23 protein-coding genes, 1 pseudogene and 1 riboswitch are annotated in these 23,848 nt (G+C 29.1%); all 24 genes and pseudogenes read right to left on the bottom strand.

Going from position 1 to position 23,848, the window contains the following annotated elements:
• Positions 1–7: 7 nt before the first annotated feature.
• Positions 8–856: a MurR/RpiR family transcriptional regulator gene (locus GFJ41_RS12320; RefSeq protein ID WP_148551365.1), complete on the bottom strand. Its 849-nt coding sequence runs from the start codon at positions 854–856 to the stop codon at positions 8–10.
• A gap of 19 nt (positions 857–875) precedes the next feature.
• Complete coding sequence (locus GFJ41_RS12315; RefSeq protein WP_170075461.1) at positions 876–1,763, bottom strand: ROK family protein; 888 nt, start codon at positions 1,761–1,763, stop codon at positions 876–878.
• 76 nt (positions 1,764–1,839) lie between these two features.
• Complete coding sequence (locus GFJ41_RS12310; RefSeq protein WP_170075460.1) at positions 1,840–2,292, bottom strand: NanQ anomerase/TabA/YiaL family protein; 453 nt, start codon at positions 2,290–2,292, stop codon at positions 1,840–1,842.
• A gap of 12 nt (positions 2,293–2,304) precedes the next feature.
• On the bottom strand, positions 2,305–3,810 hold the full coding sequence (locus tag GFJ41_RS12305; RefSeq protein WP_170075459.1) for a sodium:solute symporter family protein: 1,506 nt from the start codon (positions 3,808–3,810) through the stop codon (positions 2,305–2,307).
• Positions 3,811–3,908: 98 nt separating this feature from the next.
• Positions 3,909–4,778 carry an N-acetylneuraminate lyase gene (locus GFJ41_RS12300; protein WP_021431673.1) on the bottom strand — a complete coding sequence of 290 codons (870 nt, stop codon included), beginning with the start codon at positions 4,776–4,778 and terminating at the stop codon, positions 3,909–3,911.
• 31 nt (positions 4,779–4,809) lie between these two features.
• Positions 4,810–5,478, bottom strand: a complete 669-nt coding sequence (locus tag GFJ41_RS12295; protein WP_035117005.1) for an N-acetylmannosamine-6-phosphate 2-epimerase — start codon at positions 5,476–5,478, stop codon at positions 4,810–4,812.
• Between the two features lie 246 nt (positions 5,479–5,724).
• Complete coding sequence (locus GFJ41_RS12290; protein WP_170075458.1) at positions 5,725–6,798, bottom strand: uroporphyrinogen decarboxylase family protein; 1,074 nt, start codon at positions 6,796–6,798, stop codon at positions 5,725–5,727.
• A gap of 333 nt (positions 6,799–7,131) precedes the next feature.
• Positions 7,132–7,656 (bottom strand): peptidylprolyl isomerase, encoded by a 525-nt coding sequence (locus GFJ41_RS12285; RefSeq protein WP_021428410.1) that lies wholly within the window; start codon positions 7,654–7,656, stop codon positions 7,132–7,134.
• A gap of 99 nt (positions 7,657–7,755) precedes the next feature.
• Complete coding sequence (locus GFJ41_RS12280) at positions 7,756–8,352, bottom strand: ATP/GTP-binding protein (protein ID WP_021428476.1); 597 nt, start codon at positions 8,350–8,352, stop codon at positions 7,756–7,758.
• A 99-nt stretch (positions 8,353–8,451) separates the two neighbouring features.
• Complete coding sequence (locus GFJ41_RS12275; protein ID WP_170075457.1) at positions 8,452–9,201, bottom strand: patatin-like phospholipase family protein; 750 nt, start codon at positions 9,199–9,201, stop codon at positions 8,452–8,454.
• 107 nt (positions 9,202–9,308) lie between these two features.
• Positions 9,309–10,607: a M18 family aminopeptidase gene (locus GFJ41_RS12270; RefSeq protein ID WP_170075456.1), complete on the bottom strand. Its 1,299-nt coding sequence runs from the start codon at positions 10,605–10,607 to the stop codon at positions 9,309–9,311.
• Positions 10,608–10,633: 26 nt separating this feature from the next.
• On the bottom strand, positions 10,634–12,856 hold the full coding sequence (locus tag GFJ41_RS12265) for a DUF3553 domain-containing protein (RefSeq protein ID WP_021428386.1): 2,223 nt from the start codon (positions 12,854–12,856) through the stop codon (positions 10,634–10,636).
• 209 nt (positions 12,857–13,065) lie between these two features.
• Positions 13,066–13,887 carry an energy-coupling factor ABC transporter ATP-binding protein gene (locus GFJ41_RS12260; protein WP_170075455.1) on the bottom strand — a complete coding sequence of 274 codons (822 nt, stop codon included), beginning with the start codon at positions 13,885–13,887 and terminating at the stop codon, positions 13,066–13,068.
• 9 nt (positions 13,888–13,896) lie between these two features.
• The gene (gene cbiQ / locus GFJ41_RS12255) at positions 13,897–14,577 is read right to left on the bottom strand and encodes a cobalt ECF transporter T component CbiQ (RefSeq protein WP_170075454.1); all 681 of its coding nucleotides are present in this window, start codon (positions 14,575–14,577) and stop codon (positions 13,897–13,899) included.
• Positions 14,571–14,870, bottom strand: a complete 300-nt coding sequence (locus GFJ41_RS12250; protein ID WP_021428421.1) for an energy-coupling factor ABC transporter substrate-binding protein — start codon at positions 14,868–14,870, stop codon at positions 14,571–14,573. The genes cbiQ and GFJ41_RS12250 overlap by 7 nt, the downstream gene beginning before the upstream one ends.
• Positions 14,842–15,582 (bottom strand): energy-coupling factor ABC transporter permease, encoded by a 741-nt coding sequence (locus tag GFJ41_RS12245; RefSeq protein WP_035117024.1) that lies wholly within the window; start codon positions 15,580–15,582, stop codon positions 14,842–14,844. The genes GFJ41_RS12250 and GFJ41_RS12245 overlap by 29 nt, the downstream gene beginning before the upstream one ends.
• Positions 15,583–15,773: 191 nt before the next feature.
• Positions 15,774–15,946, bottom strand: a riboswitch (cobalamin riboswitch).
• A gap of 223 nt (positions 15,947–16,169) precedes the next feature.
• Positions 16,170–16,571, bottom strand: a complete 402-nt coding sequence (locus tag GFJ41_RS12240) for a DUF1667 domain-containing protein (protein ID WP_206001553.1) — start codon at positions 16,569–16,571, stop codon at positions 16,170–16,172.
• 2 nt (positions 16,572–16,573) lie between these two features.
• Entirely contained in the window at positions 16,574–17,818 is a 1,245-nt protein-coding gene (locus GFJ41_RS12235) for an NAD(P)/FAD-dependent oxidoreductase (RefSeq protein WP_021428484.1), read from the bottom strand.
• A complete protein-coding gene (locus GFJ41_RS12230; RefSeq protein ID WP_021428399.1) occupies positions 17,808–19,268 on the bottom strand; it encodes an NAD(P)/FAD-dependent oxidoreductase in 1,461 nt (486 codons plus the stop codon). The genes GFJ41_RS12235 and GFJ41_RS12230 overlap by 11 nt, the downstream gene beginning before the upstream one ends.
• Positions 19,269–19,430: 162 nt before the next feature.
• Positions 19,431–20,201: a glycerophosphodiester phosphodiesterase family protein gene (locus GFJ41_RS12225; RefSeq protein WP_170075453.1), complete on the bottom strand. Its 771-nt coding sequence runs from the start codon at positions 20,199–20,201 to the stop codon at positions 19,431–19,433.
• A 93-nt stretch (positions 20,202–20,294) separates the two neighbouring features.
• Positions 20,295–21,830 (bottom strand): glycerol kinase GlpK, encoded by a 1,536-nt coding sequence (glpK, locus tag GFJ41_RS12220; protein WP_035117031.1) that lies wholly within the window; start codon positions 21,828–21,830, stop codon positions 20,295–20,297.
• Positions 21,831–21,876: 46 nt separating this feature from the next.
• Positions 21,877–22,647, bottom strand: a complete 771-nt coding sequence (locus tag GFJ41_RS12215; protein WP_052169207.1) for an MIP/aquaporin family protein — start codon at positions 22,645–22,647, stop codon at positions 21,877–21,879.
• Between the two features lie 212 nt (positions 22,648–22,859).
• Positions 22,860–23,411 carry a glycerol-3-phosphate responsive antiterminator gene (locus GFJ41_RS12210; protein ID WP_035117033.1) on the bottom strand — a complete coding sequence of 184 codons (552 nt, stop codon included), beginning with the start codon at positions 23,409–23,411 and terminating at the stop codon, positions 22,860–22,862.
• A 353-nt stretch (positions 23,412–23,764) separates the two neighbouring features.
• Positions 23,765–23,848, bottom strand: a pseudogene (locus GFJ41_RS19620) (NADH peroxidase); the annotation flags it as partial.

Below are 23,848 nucleotides of genomic sequence, written 5' to 3'. Positions count from 1 at the left end.
TTTATTGTTATTTTTTTAAAGATTTTATTGCATCAGTAGTTTTAATTTTCATGTCTATTGCTTCATTAAACTTTTCCTTAACAACTTGAGTGTAAATTAAATCTATTAAAAATATTTGAGCAAGCTTAGATGATATAGATCCTGTTTCTAATAATGTTTCTTCTGATATATACTCAAGATGAATATCCGAGGTACTCTTCAAACTTGATTCTTTCTTTTTAGTAATAGATATTATATCTACTTCATTTTGTTTTGCCATTTCAACAGTTTTTATAATTTCTTCAGTTTCTCCTGAATGCGATATAGCTATTACCAAATCCCCTTTTTGCATTATAGATGCCATCATTATCATAGTATGGCTACTATCAAAACTTAAACAATTTAATCCTATTCTCATAAATTTATAATTAGAATCTTGAGCTATTATTCCAGAGTACCCTATCCCTATAAAATAAATTCTTTTTGCATTTATTATTAATTGGGCACTTTTATGAATCTCAGAACCATTTATAATATCTACTGTACTTTCTAATGTACTTATGTTTGTAGCTAATAGTTTTTTCGCAGTGTCAATTACAGGTTCATTATTTTCTATATTGCTATTTATTATATTTCTACTTTTACTTAAACTTGATATTTCTTGTGCTAAAGTAACTTTGAAATCTTGTAAACCACTAAATCCCATTTTTTTTGAAAATCTAGTTATTGTAGCTTCCCCTATATTACTTTCTTTTGCAATTTGAGAAATAGGTTTATAAAAAACATCTTCTATATTATTTTTAATATACTCTATAAGTATTTTATCTGATTTTGTAACTTTAAAATTAGGTGCCTCTAAGTTTTCTAAAATTCCCATAAGTAAAACCTCTGTTCATTTATTTTTTATTTAAAAAATTATATAATGCTCCTATCATACCTGCATCATTTTGTCTTTTGGCAAATTCGATTCTAGTATTTTCATATATAGTTTTTATAAGCTCTTTTCTTAACGCCTCTTCTATCTTAGGCTTTAAAAACTGTTCTTGAGCCATTATTCCGCCTCCTAAAATTATTACTTCAGGATTTATTATATATGATAAATTTGCTATTCCAATTGCTAATGATTTTATCATATAATCAATTTCTTTTAAACAATCTTGATCTTTATTTTTCGCCATATCAAATATCATTTTGCCATTTATACTTTCTTCTGCAATATTTTTTAACCTTGCAACTCTTTTAACCAAGCTTGTTGTAGATGCTACATTTTGAAAATCCTCCCCATTTATTTTCATATAGCCTATTTCCCCTGCACTATTGCTAAAACCATGAATTAGTTCGTTATTAATAATTATGCAGCCTCCAATACCTGTTCCTATAGTTAAACAAACCGAAGAAGATGCTCCTTTTCCAGCTCCTAACCACATTTCACCTAAGCCTGCGCAATTAACGTCATTCTCTACTTCACATCTTATATTAAACTCTTTTTCAACTTCTTTTTTAATTTCCATACCTGTATATCCAGGTATTAAGTGCTCTAAAGCAAATAAAATCTTCCCATCTTTTGGATCTACCATGCCTGCTGTAGATATACAAACAGCTTCTACTTCATAACTTTTCAAATATTTACTAATTATGTATTTTATTTTTTCAAATATACCTTGCCCTCCTTCTTTCAATGCATTGGTATCCATGTTTCCTTTTTCTATTATAATTCCAGTCTCTCTTAAAATACCATATTTTATAGATGTTCCACCTATGTCTATACAAATAAATTTTTTCATGCCTATACTCCTATATAAATATAATTTTTAAATAAAGCACATTAGGGAGGGTATTAAGCTACCCTCCCTCTTCAAACTACTTTAAACGAACTTTAAATATAGCTTTTTTTATACTACTTTTTTTATTAACCTTTATAGCTGTCATATGAGCATCTTCTGGATAGCAAACTAAAAAATCTCCTTCTTCTAATTTTATAGATCCTGTTGACTCCCCTTCTAACGGTAAAAAGTCTTCTTTTTCTTGATAATCTTTTTGAACTAAATTTTCAATAAATCCAACATCTATTATTTCGCTTCCTTCAAGCATAAGATGTATATCTATATATTTTTTATGAGCTTCCCAAAATCTTTGCTCTTTTTCACAAGTTTCATATTCTACTATATTTACAAATATATTATCACCATCTAGTTGATAACTCCCTTTATCAAATTCAGATAATGCATTCTTTTTAGCATATTCAAAACAGACTTTTAGATCATCTCCAATGTTTGAATACGTTTTCTCATGTTTTATATTTCCAAATATCATTATAAAGTCCTCCTAATTAGATTCATAATAAACTGTTGACTCAGACTTAACATCATTAGATTTATTAGTTACTTTCAATTGTATCATACTAGCTATTTGACCTACTACAACTGAAGTTGTTATTGTTATAAGCGAATATGCCCAAGAACTAACTTCTGGAACATTATATTTTAAGTAAACAACTATTATAGCTGATACTACAAACCCAGCGTATGCTCCAAACTTTGTAGCATGTTTACAAAATGCGCCTAGTACGAATATACCTGCTAATACGCCTAATACCAATCCCATAAAACTATTAAACCATTCATATGCTGACTTTATTTCTCCATTTGCTAATACTATAGAGACCCCTATTGATAGTATTCCTACTCCAAGAGATATGTATTGTGCAATTTTTGTTTGCTTTTCAAAACTCATATCTTTGCTAATTAGAGTTTGTATATCTAGTGTCCAACTTGTTGCAACTGAGTTAAGACCAGTTGATAAAGTAGATTGACTTGCTGCATAAATTGCCGCTAATAATATTCCAGTTACTCCAACTGGCAATTGATATGCTATATATGAAGCAAAAATTTGATCTTGCTTAACTGTTTGTGCAAGTTCTGGATTTTGATTATAGAATATAAATAAACAAGTTCCAATTAAGAAAAATACTGTTGCTAACCCTATTGATAATACACCATTTCCGTAAGTCATCTTTTTTAATTGCTTCAAGTCTGTTGTAGTTGTAAATCTCTGTACTATATCTTGACTTGATACATAAGATGAGAATGTATTAAGTCCTGCTCCTACAAATATTATAAAAACACTCGTCTTTAATATGTTAGGATCAAATAAAACATCGTTTTGACCTAAGAATTTTTCTCCTGTTGCTAGTGTATCAACAACAGTTCCAAATCCACCTTGTATATTCGATATTAAGAAAAATAGAGTACCTGTTACTCCGACTATAAGTACTACCCCTTGTATAAAATCTGTCCATAAAACTGATTTTAATCCACCTGTGTATGAATAAATAATCGCTATTACACCCATAACTATTATAAGTACATTTACTGATATACCAGTAAGATCTGCTAGTACAATTGATGGTAAGTACATAATTATAGACATTCTTCCTATCTGATATACTATAAACATTAATGCCCCTAAAACTCTAAGCCCTTTACTTTGATATCTGATTTCTAAGTATTGGTATGCTGTATCTAAGTCCAACCTACTATATAACGGTAAGAAAAATTTTATTGTTAGTGGTATTGCAATAAATATACCTAATTGTGCAAACCAAAGTATCCAAGTTCCTCCATAAGAATTACCCGCTAATGATAAGAATGAAATTGGACTTAATAATGTTGCGAAAATCGAAACTGAAGTAACCCACCAAGGAATAGTTCCATCACCTTTGAAGAATTCTTTTCCTTTCATCTCTTTTTTTGAAAAATGAAGTCCAGCTAGTAATACTGCCAATAAGTAAACTACTAGTATTGCAAAATCTATCATTGTAAAACCAACCATAGTATTGTGCCCTCCTTATAATTTCAGTTATATAAATTAAATTTTAAGGGATTGCAAGTTATTAGCTTATAATCCCTTATTTATTTTAAATTTTAATTTTATTTAAAGTATTTATTGTTAATCTCTTTTGCCTTTGCTATCATTTCATTTGTAGCTTCTTTCATAGGTTGTCTGCAATATCCAGCTTCCACACCTTGTTCCTCAAGTATAGCTTTTATTGTCTGATATAATCCATTGTTTAATATATCTGTTATTAAATCATTAGTTATATGTTGTATCTCTAGAGCTTCTGCTACTTTTCCTTCTTTAGCTAACTCAAATATTTGTCTTGCTCTAACTCCATTTACATTAAATGTAGAACCTATAGCTCCATCAACTCCAAGTACAGTAGCTGGTAACATCATTTCATCAAATCCAGCATATATTAATTTGTCTGGGAATCTTTTTCTCATTCTTTCTAATAAGTAAAAGTCTGCTGCTGTAAATTTAACACCTATTATTTTTTCATTTTCAAACAATTCACCAAATTGGTCTAAACTCATATTAACACCAGTTAAAAATGGTATTGAATATATTATTAATTTATTATCTACTGAATTTATTATTGTTTCATAATAATGTTTTATTTCTTGGAAATCAAATTTGTAATAAAATGGTGTAACAGCGCTTATTGCATCATATCCTAAATCAGTAGTAAATTTAGCAAGCTCTACAGCTTCTTTTAAATTAACAGATCCTACTTGAGCTATTAATTTCACATCATTCTTAGCTTCATCTTTAGCTATCTCAAAAATTCTCTTTTTCTCATCCGTAGATAACATAAAGTTCTCTCCTGTAGATCCCCCTACATAAAGTCCATCTATTTTACAATTATCTATATTGTGTCTTACTATTTGTCTTAAACCCTTTTCATTTATATTTCCTTCCTTATCAAATGATACTAATAATGCTGAGTATATTCCTTTCATTATGCTTTCCTCCAGTATTTTAATAATATTTTTATATATTTATTGCATTTGCAAATTTTGCTGTAATAATTTGAGGTCTTGTAATTGCAGATCCTACAACTGCTGAATATACACCTGTTTTATAAGCTTCCTGTAAATCTTGAGGAGTATTTATCCTTCCTTCGGCAATTATAGGTACATGTAAATCCTTAACAAGTGTTCTCATTAATTCAAAATCAGGTCCATCTATACTTTTAGTGTACGAAGTATACCCTGACAATGTAGTGGATATACAATCTACACCTAACTCTTGAGCATTTACTCCCTCCTCGTAATTGGATATATCCGCCATAATTAAAATATTTTTACTTTTTATATAATCGATAAGATCTTTTAAAGTTTCATTATTAGGTCTTTTACGATTAGTTGCATCTATTGCTATCATTTCACATCCAGTTGTTAAAAGTTCATCTATTTCTTTCTTTGTAGGGGTTATATATATTTCTGAATCTTCATAGTTCCTCTTTATAATTCCTACAACAGGAAGCGATGTTGCTTTTTTAATTTCTTTTATATCTTCAACCCCTTGAGCTCTAATTGCTACAGCTCCACCTTCTTTAGCTGCACTAGCCATTTTACCCATTACAAATGGGCTATGTAGTGGTTCATCTTCTAAAGCTTGGCATGATACTATCAGTTTATTTTTAATAATATCTAACATTTCTACATCTCCATTTTGAAATTTATTTTCTTTTTATGTTTTAATAATACCATGCAAACTTTTTCCTTGCAATATTTTTTCATATTTTTCTAATATTTTTTTGTTATTAAGCTCTTTTAAACTAATTTTATTGCATTTTTGAAAATTAATTTCATTTTAAAGAAATTTATTTTCAAAACGTCAATTCAATATAAATAGATAAAATAAAAAAGGTAGAAAATTTTCTACCTTTTTTATTTTATCTATTTAATTTATACTTTCTCCCATTTTTATTCCCCTACTATATTTCTTAGTAGCTTCTGTTACGGCTTTTATATTTTCAATTGGCGCTCCTGCAGGTATATCACATCCAGAAGCTACTATATACCCATTAGGACTATCACTAGCTTTTACTATGCATTCCTTAACACTTGAATATACATCATCTATAGATCCATTTCTTACTATTGATACAGGATCTATATTTCCTATTATACACATTTTATCTCCAATTACATTTTTAAGAAGCTCTATATCTTCACAGTTATCTACACTGAATGCAGATAAATTCATATCTGCAATATCTTCCCATATACCTTTTGTTTTTCCACAAATATGTAATGTTGTCTTCTGTCCAGTAATTTTATAAATCCCATTTATAGTTTTTTCAAGATATGGCTTTGCAAATTCTCTAAACTGTTTCGGACTTATTAAATCAGCTGAAGATATTGGATCTCCAATTCCACAAACTAGTCCATAACGTTCATATACTTCTTTTGCATAAGCTAAATTGCACTCCGTCATTAAATCTAATAATTTATGTAAATTTTCTTTATCCTTAATCATATCTCTAACTAAATCTGTAGTACCTCTAACAGCTGAAGCTGCACTAATCGGACCTGATACCCCACTTCCGATACTTACTTCTTTTCCTAATTCTTTTTTTATTTTTCCTAAAGAATCCAGTATTATTGGTAATCTTCCATCCTTTAATGGATTTACTATATCCATATGCTGTAACATTTTGTAATCCTTTAATGCTGGTTCGATTAAATGCGATGCCCTATCTGAATTATATCCCATTTTACTTCCAAACGCTTCCCCCATACCTCTTAGCGTAACATTTATTCCAGCACTCTCTACTCCAAGTTCCCTTACTATATATTTTTCAGCTTCTAACATTTTGTCAGAATCAAAATAATATTCTTCTACATCTATACCTGCATAAACCGCTGCAGTTTCCTCAAACATTAAACTACACGGTAATCTATCTACCCTTTCTCCTCTAAAGTACGCAGCTTTTCTTTCAATTGCATTCATTTCATCTTTATAATCGCTCATAATCAGTTCCCCTTTATCTGAATTTAATTGAAAACAATGTATTATAAATCATTCTTTTACAATTTATGTCGCTTTAATTCTACTACACTTATTTTTCATTTTCTATAAATATAGAAAATACAAATAATAAGCTATCTAATTATGTTTTTTAACTATAAAATAATCAATAAATTAAAAAAAGAGATTCTTAAAATTTAAGAATCTCTCTTCCTTTATATTCTACACTCTTCTTATACATAAAAGCAAAGTAGGATTGTATGTTGATTGACGAAACACTTACAAACGCAGTTTGTCGTGTGAAGGAAATCAATATACAATCCTACAAGCTATCTACTACATTTTTTCTACGTCTGAATAGTCTTTTCCAAATGTCTCAACAGTAACTTTTTTCATTACTTGTGGAGTTTGAGGCTTGTCCATTCTATCTGTTCTTACAGAAGCTATTTCATCTACAACTTCTATACCTTCAATTATTCTACCAAATGATGCATATTGTCCATCTAAGTGTGGAGAATTAGCATGCATTAAGAAAAATTGTGATCCAGCTGAGTTTGGAGCCATTGTTCTAGCCATTGATATAACTCCTCTATCATGCTTTAAGTTGTTAGTGTGTCCATTTTGAGTGAATTCTCCTCTTATTGAGTATCCTGGTCCACCCATTCCATTTCCATCAGGGCATCCACCTTGTATCATAAATCCAGGTATAACTCTGTGGAATGTAACTCCATCATAGTATCCTGATTCTACTAAAGATACAAAGTTTTTAACAGTATTAGGAGCTATATGTGGATATAACTCAACTTTTATTTGCTTTCCATTTTCCATTTCTATAGTTACTATAGGGTTCTTATTTTCCATTTTATGTACTTCCTTTCTTATGAGTTTTTTTATTCTCATTTTATATTATATACCAATAATAATAAAAAATCACAAAAATAAGCTACTTATTTAAGCAGCCTATTTTTCATCAGTTGAATCTAACAATTCAGTTTCTTCGTATTTAATATCTAATAAATCTAAAATTTGTTTTGCTCTATCTTTAGTAGATCCTGATACTTCTACATAATTTATATTTTCAGACTTTAAGAAACTTAATATAGCTTCATCTATTTGTATAGCAATACTTTCATCTTGCCATCTAACTCCATCTTTAACATATCCAAATTGTCTTGGAACATAAACTATCATATCATAGTTTTGTATATCTTCTATAGCTAGACAATATAAGTCTTTTAAAATTTGAATTTCTTTATTAGTTCTTTTTCTATCACCTAACATAAATCTTCCATATACATATGGTACAAATGTAGCATAATCAGTTAGTGCATATTCAAATCCTGATAAATCATCTTCTATTTTCTTTTGACCTAAGTATATACCATATTGTTCAGATATAGTTTCTATCATACCTTTGTCTCTTAAATATTCTGTTGAGTACTCTAACGCATAACCTACATCTAAGCCTGCTATTTTCATTTCAACGTATAAATGTTGTATTAATGTTGTCTTCCCACATCTAGGTCCACCTAGTACAGCAATTCTTTTAGTTGCCATAGTTTATATCAACTCCATTTTTATATTTCAAATTCAGAACCTTTTTATTATACTAGCATACGCAGATTTATTCAACATTTTGAGCCTAATTCCCATTTATTAGACTAGAATATTTAAAGATTTAGATATTTCATATCCTTCATTAAAAATTTGTTTACAAAACTCTCCTTCAAAATTTAAAGTAGCATTTTTACTAAATTCTATATTAGGTTTTACTACAATTATATTTTCTTCCTTATATTCCTGCTTTACATAATCTGGTACTTCAAAATCTTTCTTCATAGTTATTAATACAATTTTATCAACTTTTTCATCTATCAATGGTTTTAATAACGTATTATTTATCATTCCTCCATCTAATTTATATCCATTATATATTCCATCCATTAAATCTTTTTTAAATTGTTCTGATGGGCTTAAATCTTTTGAAGGTCTAAAAGGAAGCAGTGAACTATACTTTATACTGTCTAGGCCTTGCTCATAACTTTCTTTTGATATATCTACTACAACTTCATTCATTCTTGAATTATCAATTTGCACATAATTTACATAAAAGTTTTTCTTAATTTTAGAGTTATCCTCAAGTTTGCTTAATAAATCAATTGCTAAAGAGTTATCCACAGTATTATCAACTATCTTGACACCGTTTTCACCAATTGTCTGAATATTTATCCACATTTCTTTCAACTTGTTAACATTTTTTGTGTATATGTAATAACCATTTATTGCTCCTATTGAAGTTCCTGATATTACATCAAAGTCTAAACCTCTTTCATATAACCCATATATTACACCTGCTTGAAAGGCTCCTTTAGCTCCCCCACCAGCTAAACATAATCCTATTTTCATACTAATTCACTCCTAACCTAAGTTTTTATTTATATAATAAATTTAGGGGGTGTATAAAGGTAAAAGCCTTTTATACATCCCCCCTTTTTAATTTATCTATTTAAATCTTATAATTCATAAAACTTTTTAAAAGTTTTGTATATATCCATATGATCTTCTACGCATCCTAATTCTCTTATAGAGTGCATCGCTAATATTGGACTTCCAACATCAACAGATGGTATATCTATATGCGTAGATGATATAGGTCCAATTGTACTTCCACCTCTTACATCAGATCTATTAACAAATTCTTGGCAGTTTACTCCTGCTTCTTTACATATAGTTTTATACACAGCTGTAGATTGACTATCACTAGTATAAGCTTGATTTGCATTTATTTTTATAACAGGACCTTTACCCATAACAGGTCTATTTGTTGGGTCATGCTTCTCTCCTACATTAGGATGAACTGCATGTGCAAGGTCTGCAGATATTATAAATGAAGAATATAAACTTCTAAAAAATTCTTCTCTATTTTGACCTAAGCATAAAGATATTCTTTCTAATACATTTAATAACATATTAGAATCAGCACCTTGCTTAGTTGAACTTCCAACTTCTTCATTATCAAACACAGCAACTACATTTACTCCATTTAATGATTTAGCATCTATAAGTGCATGTAAGCTAGCATGCGCCATTGAAAGATTATCTAATCTTCCACAAGATATCATCTCTTCATTAGGACCTATTAACATTCCTTTTTCATATTCGTATAAAAATAAATCAAAATCAATAATTTCTTCTATTTTTCTTCCTAATTCTTTAGCTATAGTTTTTAAAAGGAAGTTATCTTTTTCTAAAGAATCATTTAATAATCCCACTAATGGTAACATGTCTTTTTGCTTATTAAGAGCTACCCCTTCATTAACTTCTCTATTCATGTGTATTGCTAAATTAGGAATTATACATATAGGTTTATTTATATTTACTAAAGTTTCCTCAGGTCTTAATACACTTTTTCCTTTAAGTACAACTCTTCCTGCTATTGCTAACGGTCTATCTAACCATGTATTTAGTATAGGACCTCCATAACATTCTGTATTTAATTTTAAGTAAGTTTTTTCAGCTTCCATTTCTGGATTTGGCTTAACTCTAAAAGATGGAGAATCTGAATGTGATCCTATTATTCTAAATCCATCTTCTTTTAAATTATTAGTGTTTATTGTAAATGCAACTATTGCTGATGAGTTTTTAGTTGTATAGTATTTTCCATCTTGCTCTAGTTTCCATTCTTCTCTTGAGTCAAGTTTTTTAAACCCATTTAATTTTAATAACTCTTCAGATGTCTCTACTGAGTGAAAAGCTGTAGGGCTTTTCTCTATAAACCCTATTAAGTTTCTTGCAAATTCTTTTGAATTCATTACAAATCCCCCTTAAAACTTTTATTTTATAATAAATCAAGTGTCGTATATTCTTTATTTATCTTCTTTATACCTTGATTATTAAAAGCTATTGTTAAGTCAGATCCAACAGCTGCTACTACAGTTCCTACCCCAAATTTAGGATGATAAACCTTTGAACCTAATTTTATATCATCAGATGTAGGTTCTGGTTTATTTTCTTTTATAGTGGCATTTACCTTATTTGCTACACTAGCCTTGTTCATAGATTTCATATATTTTTGCTTATATTTATCTAATATATTGTAATTAGCTTTAGAATAGCTTAATTCATGTTCTTCTTTATTTAATTTTTCTATACACTCCTCTGGAAGTTCTTCCATAAATCTAGATTGTATAGATGGATTAGTTTTTCCATAAAGAGTTCTTTTCTTTGTAAGTGTCATGAAAAGTTCTTTTTTAGCTCTTGTTATCCCAACATAACAAAGTCTTCTTTCTTCCTCTATATCAGATTCACTCATAGATCTTACTGCTCTAGATATAGGGAATAATCCTTCTTCCATACCAACTAAATGGACAACTGGAAACTCAAGTCCCTTAGATGTATGGATTGTCATAAGTGATACTCTGTCATTTTCTTCATCATCACTTTCTGTTGAAGTAAGAGCTACATTAGTTAAAAATGTTTCTAAATCTTTTTCTTCACTACTATTTTCAAATTCAATAGCAATTGATATAAACTCTTTTAAGTTGTCTATTCTGTCTTGAGCGTCTTCATTTTTATCTTTTTCAAGTTCGTCTAAATATCCAGTAACATCTAAAACTTTTTCTATAAGTTTACTTACTGAATAAGCATCCTTTATTACTCTAAGAGTTCCTACTAAATCTACAAATCCATTTATATTTGCTCTAGCTTTTGTAGATATATCAGAGTTAGTATCTACATCTAAAAGAACGGAGAATATACTCTCTTGCTTTAAGCTAGCTCTATCTTCTATTTTTTCTATTGTTCTAAGTCCAATTCCTCTTTTAGGAACATTTATTATTCTCTTTAAAGATATATCATCTTGGACATTTTGAAGAACTCTTAAATATGCAACTAAATCTTTTATTTCTTTTCTTTCATAGAATTTAGTTCCTCCATATATATTATATGGTATTTGACTTCTATTTAAAGCATCCTCTATAGCACGAGCTTGTGCATTCGCTCTGTATAACACAGCAAAATCTTTAAAAGGTTTGTTTTGTTTTCTATGAATTCTCCATATATTATCAGCAACAAAATCCGCTTCTTCTATCTCGTCTGATGTCACTTGTATCTTAATCTTTTCGCCTTCTTTTTGCTCACTCCAAAGTTTTTTTCTCTTTCTTTCTATATTATTAGAGATAACTGTATTGGCTGCATCTAATATAACTTGAGTTGATCTATAATTTTGCTCTAATTTTACTACATGAACATCATCATAGTCTCTTTCAAATTCAAGTATATTTCTTATATCTGCACCTCTCCATCCATATATACTTTGGTCATCATCTCCAACAACACATATGTTTTGATGCTCTTTAGCTAACAACTTTATAAATTCATATTGAGCTTTACTTGTATCTTGATACTCATCTACCATTATATATCTAAATTTATTTATATAGTATGCTAGTACACTTTCTTCCTTTTTTAATAACTCAACAGTTTTTATTATTAAATCATCAAAGTCTAGTGCACTATTTCTTTTTAAACGGTCTTGGTATAAAGTATATACATCTGCAATTTTACTCATTCTCGCATCATTTCTATGCATATCTTTATATTCTTTAGGACTTAATAATTTATCTTTTGCTCCAGAAATGTAACTTATAACTACTTTAGGTTCAAAAGATTTATCACTTAAGTTTAATTCCTTTAAACAATCTTTAACTAAAGTAACTTGGTCTGAGCTATCATATATAACGAAAGATCTATTATATCCGATTCTATTTATATCTTTTCTAAGCATTCTAACACAGCATGAATGGAAAGTTGTTATCCACATATCTTTAACATCCGAATCTATAGTTTCTTCAACTCTTTCCTTCATTTCATTTGCAGCTTTATTTGTAAATGTTATTGCTAATATATTACTAGGATGTACTCCTTTATTTTTCATAAGATGAGCTATTCTTGTTGTTAAAACTCTCGTTTTTCCTGAACCAGCTCCTGCTAATATAAGCACTGGCCCTTCTGTTTTTAATACCGCTTCTTTTTGGGCGGGGTTTAGTGAATCTATATCCATCATTACCTCCTGATTGTATATGTTATATGTATATTTTAATCTATTATCTATATTTATTCAAATTTATTAAAAGCCCATATTAATCATATCCATTTTTTTAATTTTCCTTACAAAGAAAAAATCCTCAGATATATATCCAAGGATTAAATTTAGACTAAAGGTATTTATTTATTATATATATATTAATCTTAACTTAATAAGATTAGGGGCTAATTATTAACAGAATTTATACATATTTTATTAAAATAATCGTATAAATCCTCTTCTTTTCTAAATAAAGGTAAATTCATATTTTTGTGTATTTTTACAAGCCATGGACTATTTAATCCTGCCTCTTTAATTTTTAAGTCATCTTTAAAAACGTCATTAGAATTTCCTTCAATTGTTATCTTACCTTTATTTAAAACATATATATAGTCGCAAAGATCGTATATTAAATCCATATCATGGCTCGATATAACTACCTTTACACCCTTTCCACATAATTCTTTTAATATTTTTATAATAGCTTTTGTACTTATTGGATCTAATCCAGCCGTTGGCTCATCTAATAAAACAACTTTGTTTTCCATGGCTATAACAGATGCTATAGCTACTCTCTTTTTCTGCCCATAGCTTAAAAAATGTACTGGTTTATCTATTAAATCTATAGCATTAACTAATTCTAATGCTCTATAAACTTTTTTATTTATTTCACTTTCTTCTAATCCTATATTTCTTAAAGAAAATGCAACATCATCATATACTCTTGAATAAAATATCTGCTTATCTGGATCTTGAAATACTATACCTACATCTCTTCTTAAATTATATAGGTCTTTCTTTTTATAACTTAACTCTTTACTATTATAAATAATTTTTCCTGCTGAAGGTTTCAATATGCCCATTAAGTTCATAAATAAAGTTGACTTTCCTGAACCATTTGAACCTATTATTCCAATCATATTCCCATTTGAAAAATCTAAACTTATATTGTCTAATGCTTTATTATTTTTTTCATATTTATATGTTAAGTTTTCTACTTTAAACATTTTAGTCTCCTATACGTGAAATTTACCATCATACAACTTTATATCTAAAGATATACTCATATCTTCATATCTTCTCATCATTCTAAAAAACAATGTTTTTATAAGCAATGACATTGAATTATATGATGTCCTTAAATTCGTATACCCAAATTTTAGTTGTTGTGATTTATATATTTCTTCTGCTTCTTCTATAAATATAAATATAAATCTATAAATTAAAATCATCAATTCTATAAGTGTATGTGGAATATGTAGTTTTTTTAATACTATTATTAATTGATTAAATGGAGTCGTAAGTATTAAGAAATAAATTGATATAATACAACTCATAGCTCTAAGTAATATGTTTACTGAGCTTTTTACAGCAAATTCAGTAGTACCTATGTATAATCCTAATATATTTACATTGAATATATAATCTTTATTTTCAAATGATATATTAATCAAATTTAACCCAATACCTATAATAAAAAAAATTATAGGTATTTTTAAACATTTAATGTATAGTTTCATATCTACTCTTGCTATAAATAGTATTAAAGCTGTCATAAATAGCATTATAAGTATATGTATATTTGCATTTTGGGTAAGCATAGAAGCTATAACTCCTATAAATGTAATTCCTAATTTTATCAATGGATTTACATCTTTTATATTATTTAAATATGCACAGTTGTCAATTTCTAACATTTATCTTTTTTTCCTTTTTTATATCCTAAAAAATATCCAATTATTCCTGCCCCTATAGCTGCTTGAGTAGAGAAAAGTAAACTTTCAATCTCACCACTAGGTGGTTCATATAAACTATTAAACCAAGGTTTGTAGTTAGGATTTATTTCACTAATTAAAGATTCTGCTTCTCCATCAGCTCCTCCGTATTCAGCAGTTGAGTTTAATATTAACGGAGTTATTATTAAGATTACTGTTAAAATTAATAATAGTATATTTTTATTTCTAGTTTTGACTTTCGAATTTGTACTCATCTTCTACAACTCCTTCTTCATTTTGTGTTATTAAATTGTATACTAGTGTAGTTAATAATCCTTCTGCAATTGCTATAGGTATTTGAGTTATAAAGAATACACCTAAAAATTTTACTAATGACCCTAATATACCCCCTGCTGGATCAGGGAATGCTAATGCTAATTGAGTTGCAGTTATAGTATATGTAGCTAAATCTCCTAATGCTGCTGAAAAAAACACACTTTTTCCTGTGCTAATATTTCTTTTTTTACAGAATTTAAATATTAAAAATGATACTATAGGACCTACTATAGCCATAGAAAAAGCATTTGCTCCTAAAGTTGTAAGTCCTCCATGTGCAAGAAGTATAGCTTGAAATAGTAAAGCTATAGTTCCAACTACTGCCATTACAGATGGCCCAAACAATATTGCTCCTAGACCTACACCAGTAGGATGTGAACAACTACCTGTTAAAGATGGTATTTTTAAAGCTGATAATACGAATACAAATGCACCTGCTAGAGCTAATAGTACTTTCTTTTTAGGATCAGCTTTTACTATTTTATTTATTGATTTTAACCCGTATATGAAAAATGGTATAAATACGACAGTCCATAATATAGACCATTGCATAGGTAAGAATCCTTCCATGATGTGCATTGCATGTGAAGTCACAGGATTTAAGATTACAAGTAGTAACCCTGCTATAACTGATAATTTTAAATAATTCATTTTAAATCCCTCTCTTTTTTTATTTAGTACATTATTGTTTCATGTGATAAAATGACTAAATCAACTCTAAGTTTTAAAGGGCATACATAAAAAAATCCCAATCTTTGGATTAGGATTTAATAACATGACAAAGCGGACATAGTAGTTTTAAACTATGATACTTTCAATTATTTTCCTTCACCCCGAAGAACTTAATTTTTCAATTATAGGCAGGTCTCCTGGCTTAGCTTCTCTTTACTCCTTTTCCTTCCCGTAAAATTTACAGTGGTTTTAAAAGTTTCATCAGCTTTACAGTAGCGGGGGCTGCAGAGGATTTTAACCTCTTTCCCTATTAATTAAAAAAACCTATAATCTCTAATATTTAATTATAATTTATCACATACTCTATCTATTATATATAATTCTATAAAAATTTCTATATTCCTCTAAAATTTTTATTTTTATTTTTTATACTTAAGTATATTTAACTAACTGTTCAATTATTACTAAAATAAGCTATATACTTTATAATTCTAACAATAAAAGTAACCTCCTTTAAATAAATTCATATATAAAGAAGGTTATTTTTACTGTCTATTAATTTTTAATTATATACAATCTCTTAATTCATGATCACTATTTTTATCACTTGTATTCATGCTTTCCATACTCTTAGAACTTACAATATCAACACCTGTTCCTAATATGTCTTTAACTATAACATCTCCCACATTAACAGGTGCACCTACACATACTTTATCTAAAACTTTCATAATATCAAACATTAACTCTTTAGGCACAGAGTCATTAGTTTTAACTGGAAGTAAATTTAAATAAGAACCGCTAAGTTTAACTGTAGTAGTTATAACTCTTCTCGGGTTTGTAACTTCCTCTACACCATATTTTGCTCCTCTTTTACATGTATTTCCTTCAACTTTATACTCTCCATCAACTTTACTTACAACTAATGAACATCCCATTGGACATACTGTACAAGTAACATTTTTCATAATTATGCCTCCTCTACACTTACAATTATATTTCCTTTAATATCTTTAAATAAATCTTTACTAATTTTTATATTCTCCATCTCTGAAGGTATCATATGAGGTCTCTTTTTCTCTAAAATAATTTCATCGTTACTTCTAACAACTAACTTTTTATTTTTACAAATTTCTCTTACTCTCATAAATAAGTTTACATCTTCATCGCTACTAACATCTATATTTTGAGGAACTATATATATAATTCCGTTGTCTGCAACTGTATTTACTTCTTTATTTTTATTTAACTTGTTTAAGCAATATAAAGCTGCGTTCTTTCCAGCTATCTTACTTTCTTTTGTAACAAAATCAACTAAGTCATGAACATGGACAACATTCCCACATGCAAACACACCATCTACATTTGTAGACATAGAATTATTTACAATAGGTCCACTAGTTTTATTGTCTAATACAACTCCAGCTTCAACACTCAATTCATTCTCAGGTATAAGTCCAACAGATAAAAGAAGAGTATCACAGCTTATATATTCTTCTGTTCCTTTTATAGGTCTTCTGTTTTCATCTAATTTACTAATTGTAACCCCTTTTACTCTTTCTTTTCCATCTATATGTGTTATTCCTGTACTTAACATTAAAGGTATATCGAAGTCATCTAAACATTGAACAATATTTCTAGTTAATCCACTTGAGTGTGGGTTTATTTCAACTACTGCCTTTACTTTAGCTCCTTCTAATGTCATACGTCTTGCCATTATAAGCCCTATATCACCAGACCCATATATAACAATTTCTTTTCCTACCATATATCCTTCCATATTAGAAAGTCTTTGAGCAGCTCCTGCATTATAAACTCCTGCTGGTCTATATCCAGGTATATCTATCGCTCCTCTTGTTCTTTCTCTACATCCCATTGCTAAAACTATAGCATCTGCTTTTATATTTATTATTCCGTCTTCACCTAAAGCTTCTATAGTCTTATCTTCACTTATATTTAAAACCATTGTATCTAGCATGTATTCAATATTTTCTTGTTTAACCATTTCTATGAATTTATGAGCGTACTCTGGTCCTGTTAATTCTTCTTTAAACTCATGTAATCCAAATCCATTGTGTATACATTGATTAAGTATCCCACCTAATTCTCTGTCTCTTTCTATTATAAGTACATCTTTTGCACCATTTCGTTTAGCTTCAACTGCTGCACCTAAACCTGCAGGTCCTCCTCCAACAACTACAACATTATATTTCAACTAACTCACCCCTTAATTCTTTTGATTTTCCTAATACAGTATTAGAGTTTTCGTAGTCTTTTAAAACATCTTCCACATCTATTTTAAGTTCTCTTGCTAATATTTCTATAACTTTAGGTCCGCAAAATCCACCTTGGCATCTTCCCATACCTGGTCTTACTCTTCTTTTGACTCCATCTAATGTTCTAGCTCCACATAGTGAATTTATTGCATCTATAATTTCGCCCTCTGTTATACTTTCGCATCTACAAACTATTTTTTTATATCTTGGATCTTTCTTCATGATTTCTTCTTTTTCTTCTTGAGTCATTTTTATGAAAGGTTTATTCTTATGTCTCTTAGACTCAAACTTTTTATTTTCACTTAACATTAATCCTTCTTCTTTAAGAATTTCTACAACATATTTTGCAACTGCTGGTGCTGATGCAAGACCTGGTGATTCTATTCCTCCAACATTTATAAAGTTTTTACATTTCTTTGATGCAAATATCATAAAGTCTCCTGTATTTGGAGTTGCTCTAAGTCCTGCAAAACTAGTGATTGTTTTTCTGAAATCAATATTTTCTATAGTCTTTTTAGAGCTATTTACGATTTCACTAATTCCTTCTTTTGATGTAGATACATCTTCTTTTTCATCTACAGCAGTAGCATTTGGCCCTACTAATAAATTTCCATGTACAGTTTGTGTAACCAATACACCTTTTCCTTTTTCAGTTGGACATTGGAATAAAACATGATTAGCAATCTTTCCTTCACTCTTATCTAATATTTTATATTCTCCTTTTCTAGGTATTATAAAATATTCATCTCCACCTATCATGTTGTTTATCTTATCAGCAAAAACTCCAGCTGCATTTACAACATATTTAGCTTTTATATCATTTTTATTTTTTATTTTTATATTGAAACAATCTTCTTCTTTAACTATGTCTGAAACTTCAGATTCTAGTTTTAAATCTACCCCATTAAACATAGCATTTTCCATAAGTGCTATATTTAAATTAAATGGACAAACAATTCCTGCACTCTCACAAAGTAATGCTCCAACTACATTGTCATTAACATTTGGTTCTAGTTCTAATACTTCTTCTTTATTTAATACTTTTAATCCAGTCGCTTTATTTTCTAATCCTCTTTCGTATAAACCTCTAACGTGTTTCATTTCTTCTTCATCAAATGCTAAAACTAACGATCCTATTTGTTTAAAGTCTACGTTTAAATCTTTACATAAATCTTTATATAATTTATTACCTTCTATATTTAACTTAGCTTTTAAGCTTCCAACCTTTGCATCATATCCACCATGCACTATAGCACTATTTGACTTAGTAGTTCCTTGGCAAACTTCTATTCCTTTTTCTATAACTACTGTTTTTAAATTATACTTTGATAATTCTCTAGCTATGGCACTTCCACTTATCCCTGCTCCTATTATTGCTATATCATACATAATTTTGCCTCCTTGAAAAAAAAATAGAGAGCCCCCCTATACAATGTATAGAAGGCTCTCTTATCTCTTCGCCATAATATTTCATTTTTTAAAATCGTTTTCCTTTTATAATTCTATATTATCATAGATTATTTTAACTGTCACTACCCTAAATTATTTTGGTTATATATTTGCTTCACAAACTATATCCTCTTTATACTTATATGATTTAGGGAACCTATCCGCTATATCTGTAAATATACCTGTAACTCCCCAATTAAATAGTTGATTAGCTCTTGCTAGGTCATTTACAGTCCAAACATTAATTTTATATCCATAACTTCTAAATTTTTCTACCATTTCTTTAGTTAAGCCTTCATTTTGTGGATGTATATAATCAGCTCTGCACATTTCCATAATAGAAGACCAATCATCTTGTAAAGTGTGTGTTTCAAATAAACATCCTACAGAAGTATTTGGACTTAAATCTTTAAATTTAGATAGCATTAATGGGTTAAAACTCGATACAATAACTCCTATACCATCATCTAATTTATTTAAAGCTTCTACAAATCTCTGTATAAGTTCTTGCGTTAATTCTTTACCTCCGCAACATGATTTTAATTCAAAATTGACGTTTAATTTATATTTATTTATCAATTCAATCAACTCATCTAAAGTAGGTATTTTTTCTCCAATATAATCGTCACCAAACCAACTTCCTGCATCTATATGCTTTAAATCTTCTTTACAAATATCATATAAAGACCCTGTTTTGTTAGTGCATCTGTCTAGTGTATCATCATGGTTTATTACTAGAGTTTTGTCTTTTAAGATATCAATATCACATTCAAACCATTTTATTCCTTTATCCTTGCATAATGAAAATGATGATACAGTGTTTTCTGGTGCTAATGTAGACATTCCTCTATGAGCAAATAGTATTTTTTCCATTTTATCTCCTTTATTGCTTAATGCCAATATCTATAAATCTTTAATTTTTTTACTATTTACTTTAATTATATAACTTTTACTTGTAATTTATAATTAATTTTTTGCACTAGCTAATTCTTTTTCAAATTCTTCGTCTTCTTTTGCCCATAAAAGAGATCTATTTACTGCTCTTTTCCATCCTTTGTATAATAAGTTTCTTTTTTCTTCACTCATGTTTGGCTCAAATTCTTTTTCTAATGACACAGACTTTTTAATATCCTCTTTATTTTCATAGAATCCTACTGCTAACCCAGCAAGATATGCTGCTCCTAACGCCGTAGTTTCAAGTACTTTAGGTCTGTTTATGCTTACATTTAATATATCTGATTGGAACTGCATTAAGAAATTGTTAGCACTAGCTCCACCATCAACTTTAAGGTTTTTAAGCTCTAAGCCTGAGTCCTCTTGCATAGCATTTAATACATCTTTTACTTGATATGCTATTGATTCAAGTGTAGCACGAACTAAGTGAGCTCTGTTAGCTCCACGAGTAAGCCCCATAACAGATCCTCTTGCATACATATCCCAATATGGTGCTCCAAGTCCTGCAAAAGCTGGAACTACATATACCCCATTAGTATCTTTTACACTTTCAGCATAGAACTCACTTTGCTTAGCATCATATAATATTCTTAATTCATCTCTTAACCATTGTATAGATGCTCCACCTATAAATATACTTCCTTCTAGAGCATATTCTACTTTACCATCAACACCCCAAGCTATAGTCGTAAGTAATCCATTTTTTGATTCAACCATCTTCTCTCCAGTGTTCATAAGCATAAAACAACCTGTTCCATAAGTGTTTTTAGCGCATCCTTCTTCAAAACAAGTCTGACCAAATAATGCTGCTTGTTGATCTCCTGCACATCCAGCTATAGGAATTTCCGCTCCACCTAACATATACTCATCAGTGTGTCCATATATATAGCTAGATGGTTTAACATCTGGTAACATACTTTTTGGTATATCTAGTATTTCTAATATTTCATCATCCCATTTTAACTCTTTTATATTATATAACATTGTTCTTGCTGCATTTGAGTAATCTGTAACATGTACCTTACCTCTAGTTAAATTCCATATTAACCATGTATCTACTGTTCCAAATAATAATTCTCCATTTTCAGCTTTCTCTCTAGCACCCTCAACATTATCAAGTATCCATTTTATCTTAGTTGCTGAAAAATATGCATCAAGAATCAATCCTGTTTTATCTTTTATTTTATCTTTATATCCTTTAGCTTCTAATTCATCACATATCTGAGATGTTCTTCTACATTGCCATACAATTGCGTTATATACCGGCTTACCTGTATTCTTATCCCAAACTATAGTAGTTTCTCTTTGATTTGTTATCCCAATACCACAAACTTGTTCTGGTTTAATGCCATTAGTTTCTAACACTTCTCTCATTACACCACTTTGACTTCCCCATATTTCCATAGGATTGTGTTCTACCCATCCTGGCTTTGGATAAAATTGAGTAAATTCTTTTTGTGATGTAGCTACTAAATTTCCTTCTTTATCAAATAATATAGCTCTTGAACTTGTAGTTCCTTGATCTAATGCCATCATATATTTTTTCATATCGCTTTGCCTCCAATGATTATTTATTTTAAATCCTTGATGTATTTTAATTCATGTACTTTTTAACGCCTTTATCGAATACAAATCCTGCAAGGATGGCTCCTATTATAGGTCCCACTATAGGTACCCAAAAATACATGTCTGGTCCTAGTGCTCCGCTTCCCCAACCTGCTAAAACAGCAAACATCTTAGGCCCAAAATCTCTTGCTGGATTCATTGCAAAGCCTGTTAATACTCCAAAACTAGCTCCTATTATAGCTATTGTTATTCCTATAAAAACTGGTGCTAAATTTGACATAGGTTTGTTTGAATTTTTTTCTTCGCCTACTGCTAATATCACTATGACTAACAACATAGTTATGAAAGTTTCTACAAGTAATGCATCAAATGAATTTAATGCAGCATTTGGATAAGTAGAAAATATACCTGCTGTAGTAAGTCCGTTTGACCCCGCCCTTACTATATTATTTGTATTCTCAAATGATAAGAATAGCTTATTAAATAACAAGTAAACTGTTGCTGCTCCTGCAAAACATCCTAGTATTTGAGCTATAATATATGGCAATACTTTTTTCTTTGGGAAATCTCTGTGTACCATTAATGCAATTGTTACAGCTGGATTTATATGAGTACCTGATACTGCTCCAGTTACATATATTGCAATTGTTACAGCTAAGCCCCATATTATTCCTATTTCCCATTGAGAAACATCTGCTCCACTTAATACCATAGATGCTACAGCTCCACATCCTATAAAAATCAATATCCATGATCCAATAAATTCAGATATGCACTCTCCTAATAAAGTCTTTTTCAACTCAATACCTCCCTTGATATTTTATGTAATTAGTCAAATAAGGCAAAAAAACAGAGAGCTCCTATCATTTTTATAGGGGGCTCTCTCATCTCCAGCCAGTTATTAATTTAATTAAATGCTATCACGAAAACATTTTCCAGTCAATAAAATACTTTGTTAGATATTTAATAAACTAAACTGCTATATCAATTGAAAAAGCTACTTTTTCTGAATTACCACATATCAATATCCGTAGTAGATATAGCCATAGCTCCAGCTGATAATCCACCAATTATTTCTTCTTTTCTATCTATTAATCCTCCACATATAATAGGTACGTTGGGATAAGTTTTGTTCATTTTTTTTATTACCTTTTGAATTACACCTGGCATAATTTCTATCGCATCTGGTTTTACTCTCTTTAAACTTTCAATTGCATTCTCCAGAGACATAGAATCTATAAAGAAAAATCTTTGAACAACTTTTAAGTCTAATTCTATAGCTCTTTTAACTATATTAGTTTTAGTTGTTATTATCCCATCCAAATTGAATTCTTTTTTCATATAATCTACAGCTATAGGACTAGATGAAAGCCCTGTTATCATATCAATATGAACAAATACTTTCTTATTGTGTTCATGTAAAAGTTTTATTTTTTCTTTTAAAGTAAGGATATCTTCATTTAGTAAAAAAACAATATCTCCGTCTGAATTTGCAGCATCTTCTAAATGCGCATCACCCTTTATCGCACAAATTATTGGGTTTAATTCTAATAATTCTTTCATATATGCCTCCTCGCTTTTGCTCCAATCTATTATTTATTTAAATTTAAAATAATAAATTATTTCTAGCAAAACCTTTGCCTTTTATAAAATTTATTATATCACTTTTTTTAAAATAAGATATTATTGTTTTTTAATTTTAAATTTTATTATAAAACATTTATTTATAAAATATTTTATAAAGTATGTGTTTTTTGTTAGTATTTTATCATTCAGTGTGAAATTCCCAAAATTTTTTATAAATAGTACATACTATACATTCATTTTTTATATAAATTTTATTTTAAATCACAAAATAAGCCCTCATATTAGTACTTTAATTTACTAATATGAGGGCTTATTTATATATCTAATTATTATTTTCCAAAATGTCTATTTAATAATCCTAAGAATGCTTTTCCATGTCTAGCTTCATCTTTACACATTTCATGTACTGTATC

Source organism: Paraclostridium dentum, assembly GCF_012922555.1.
Lineage (GTDB): Bacteria > Bacillota > Clostridia > Peptostreptococcales > Peptostreptococcaceae > Paraclostridium > Paraclostridium dentum.
This window is presented reverse-complemented; position numbering and strand designations above follow the sequence as displayed.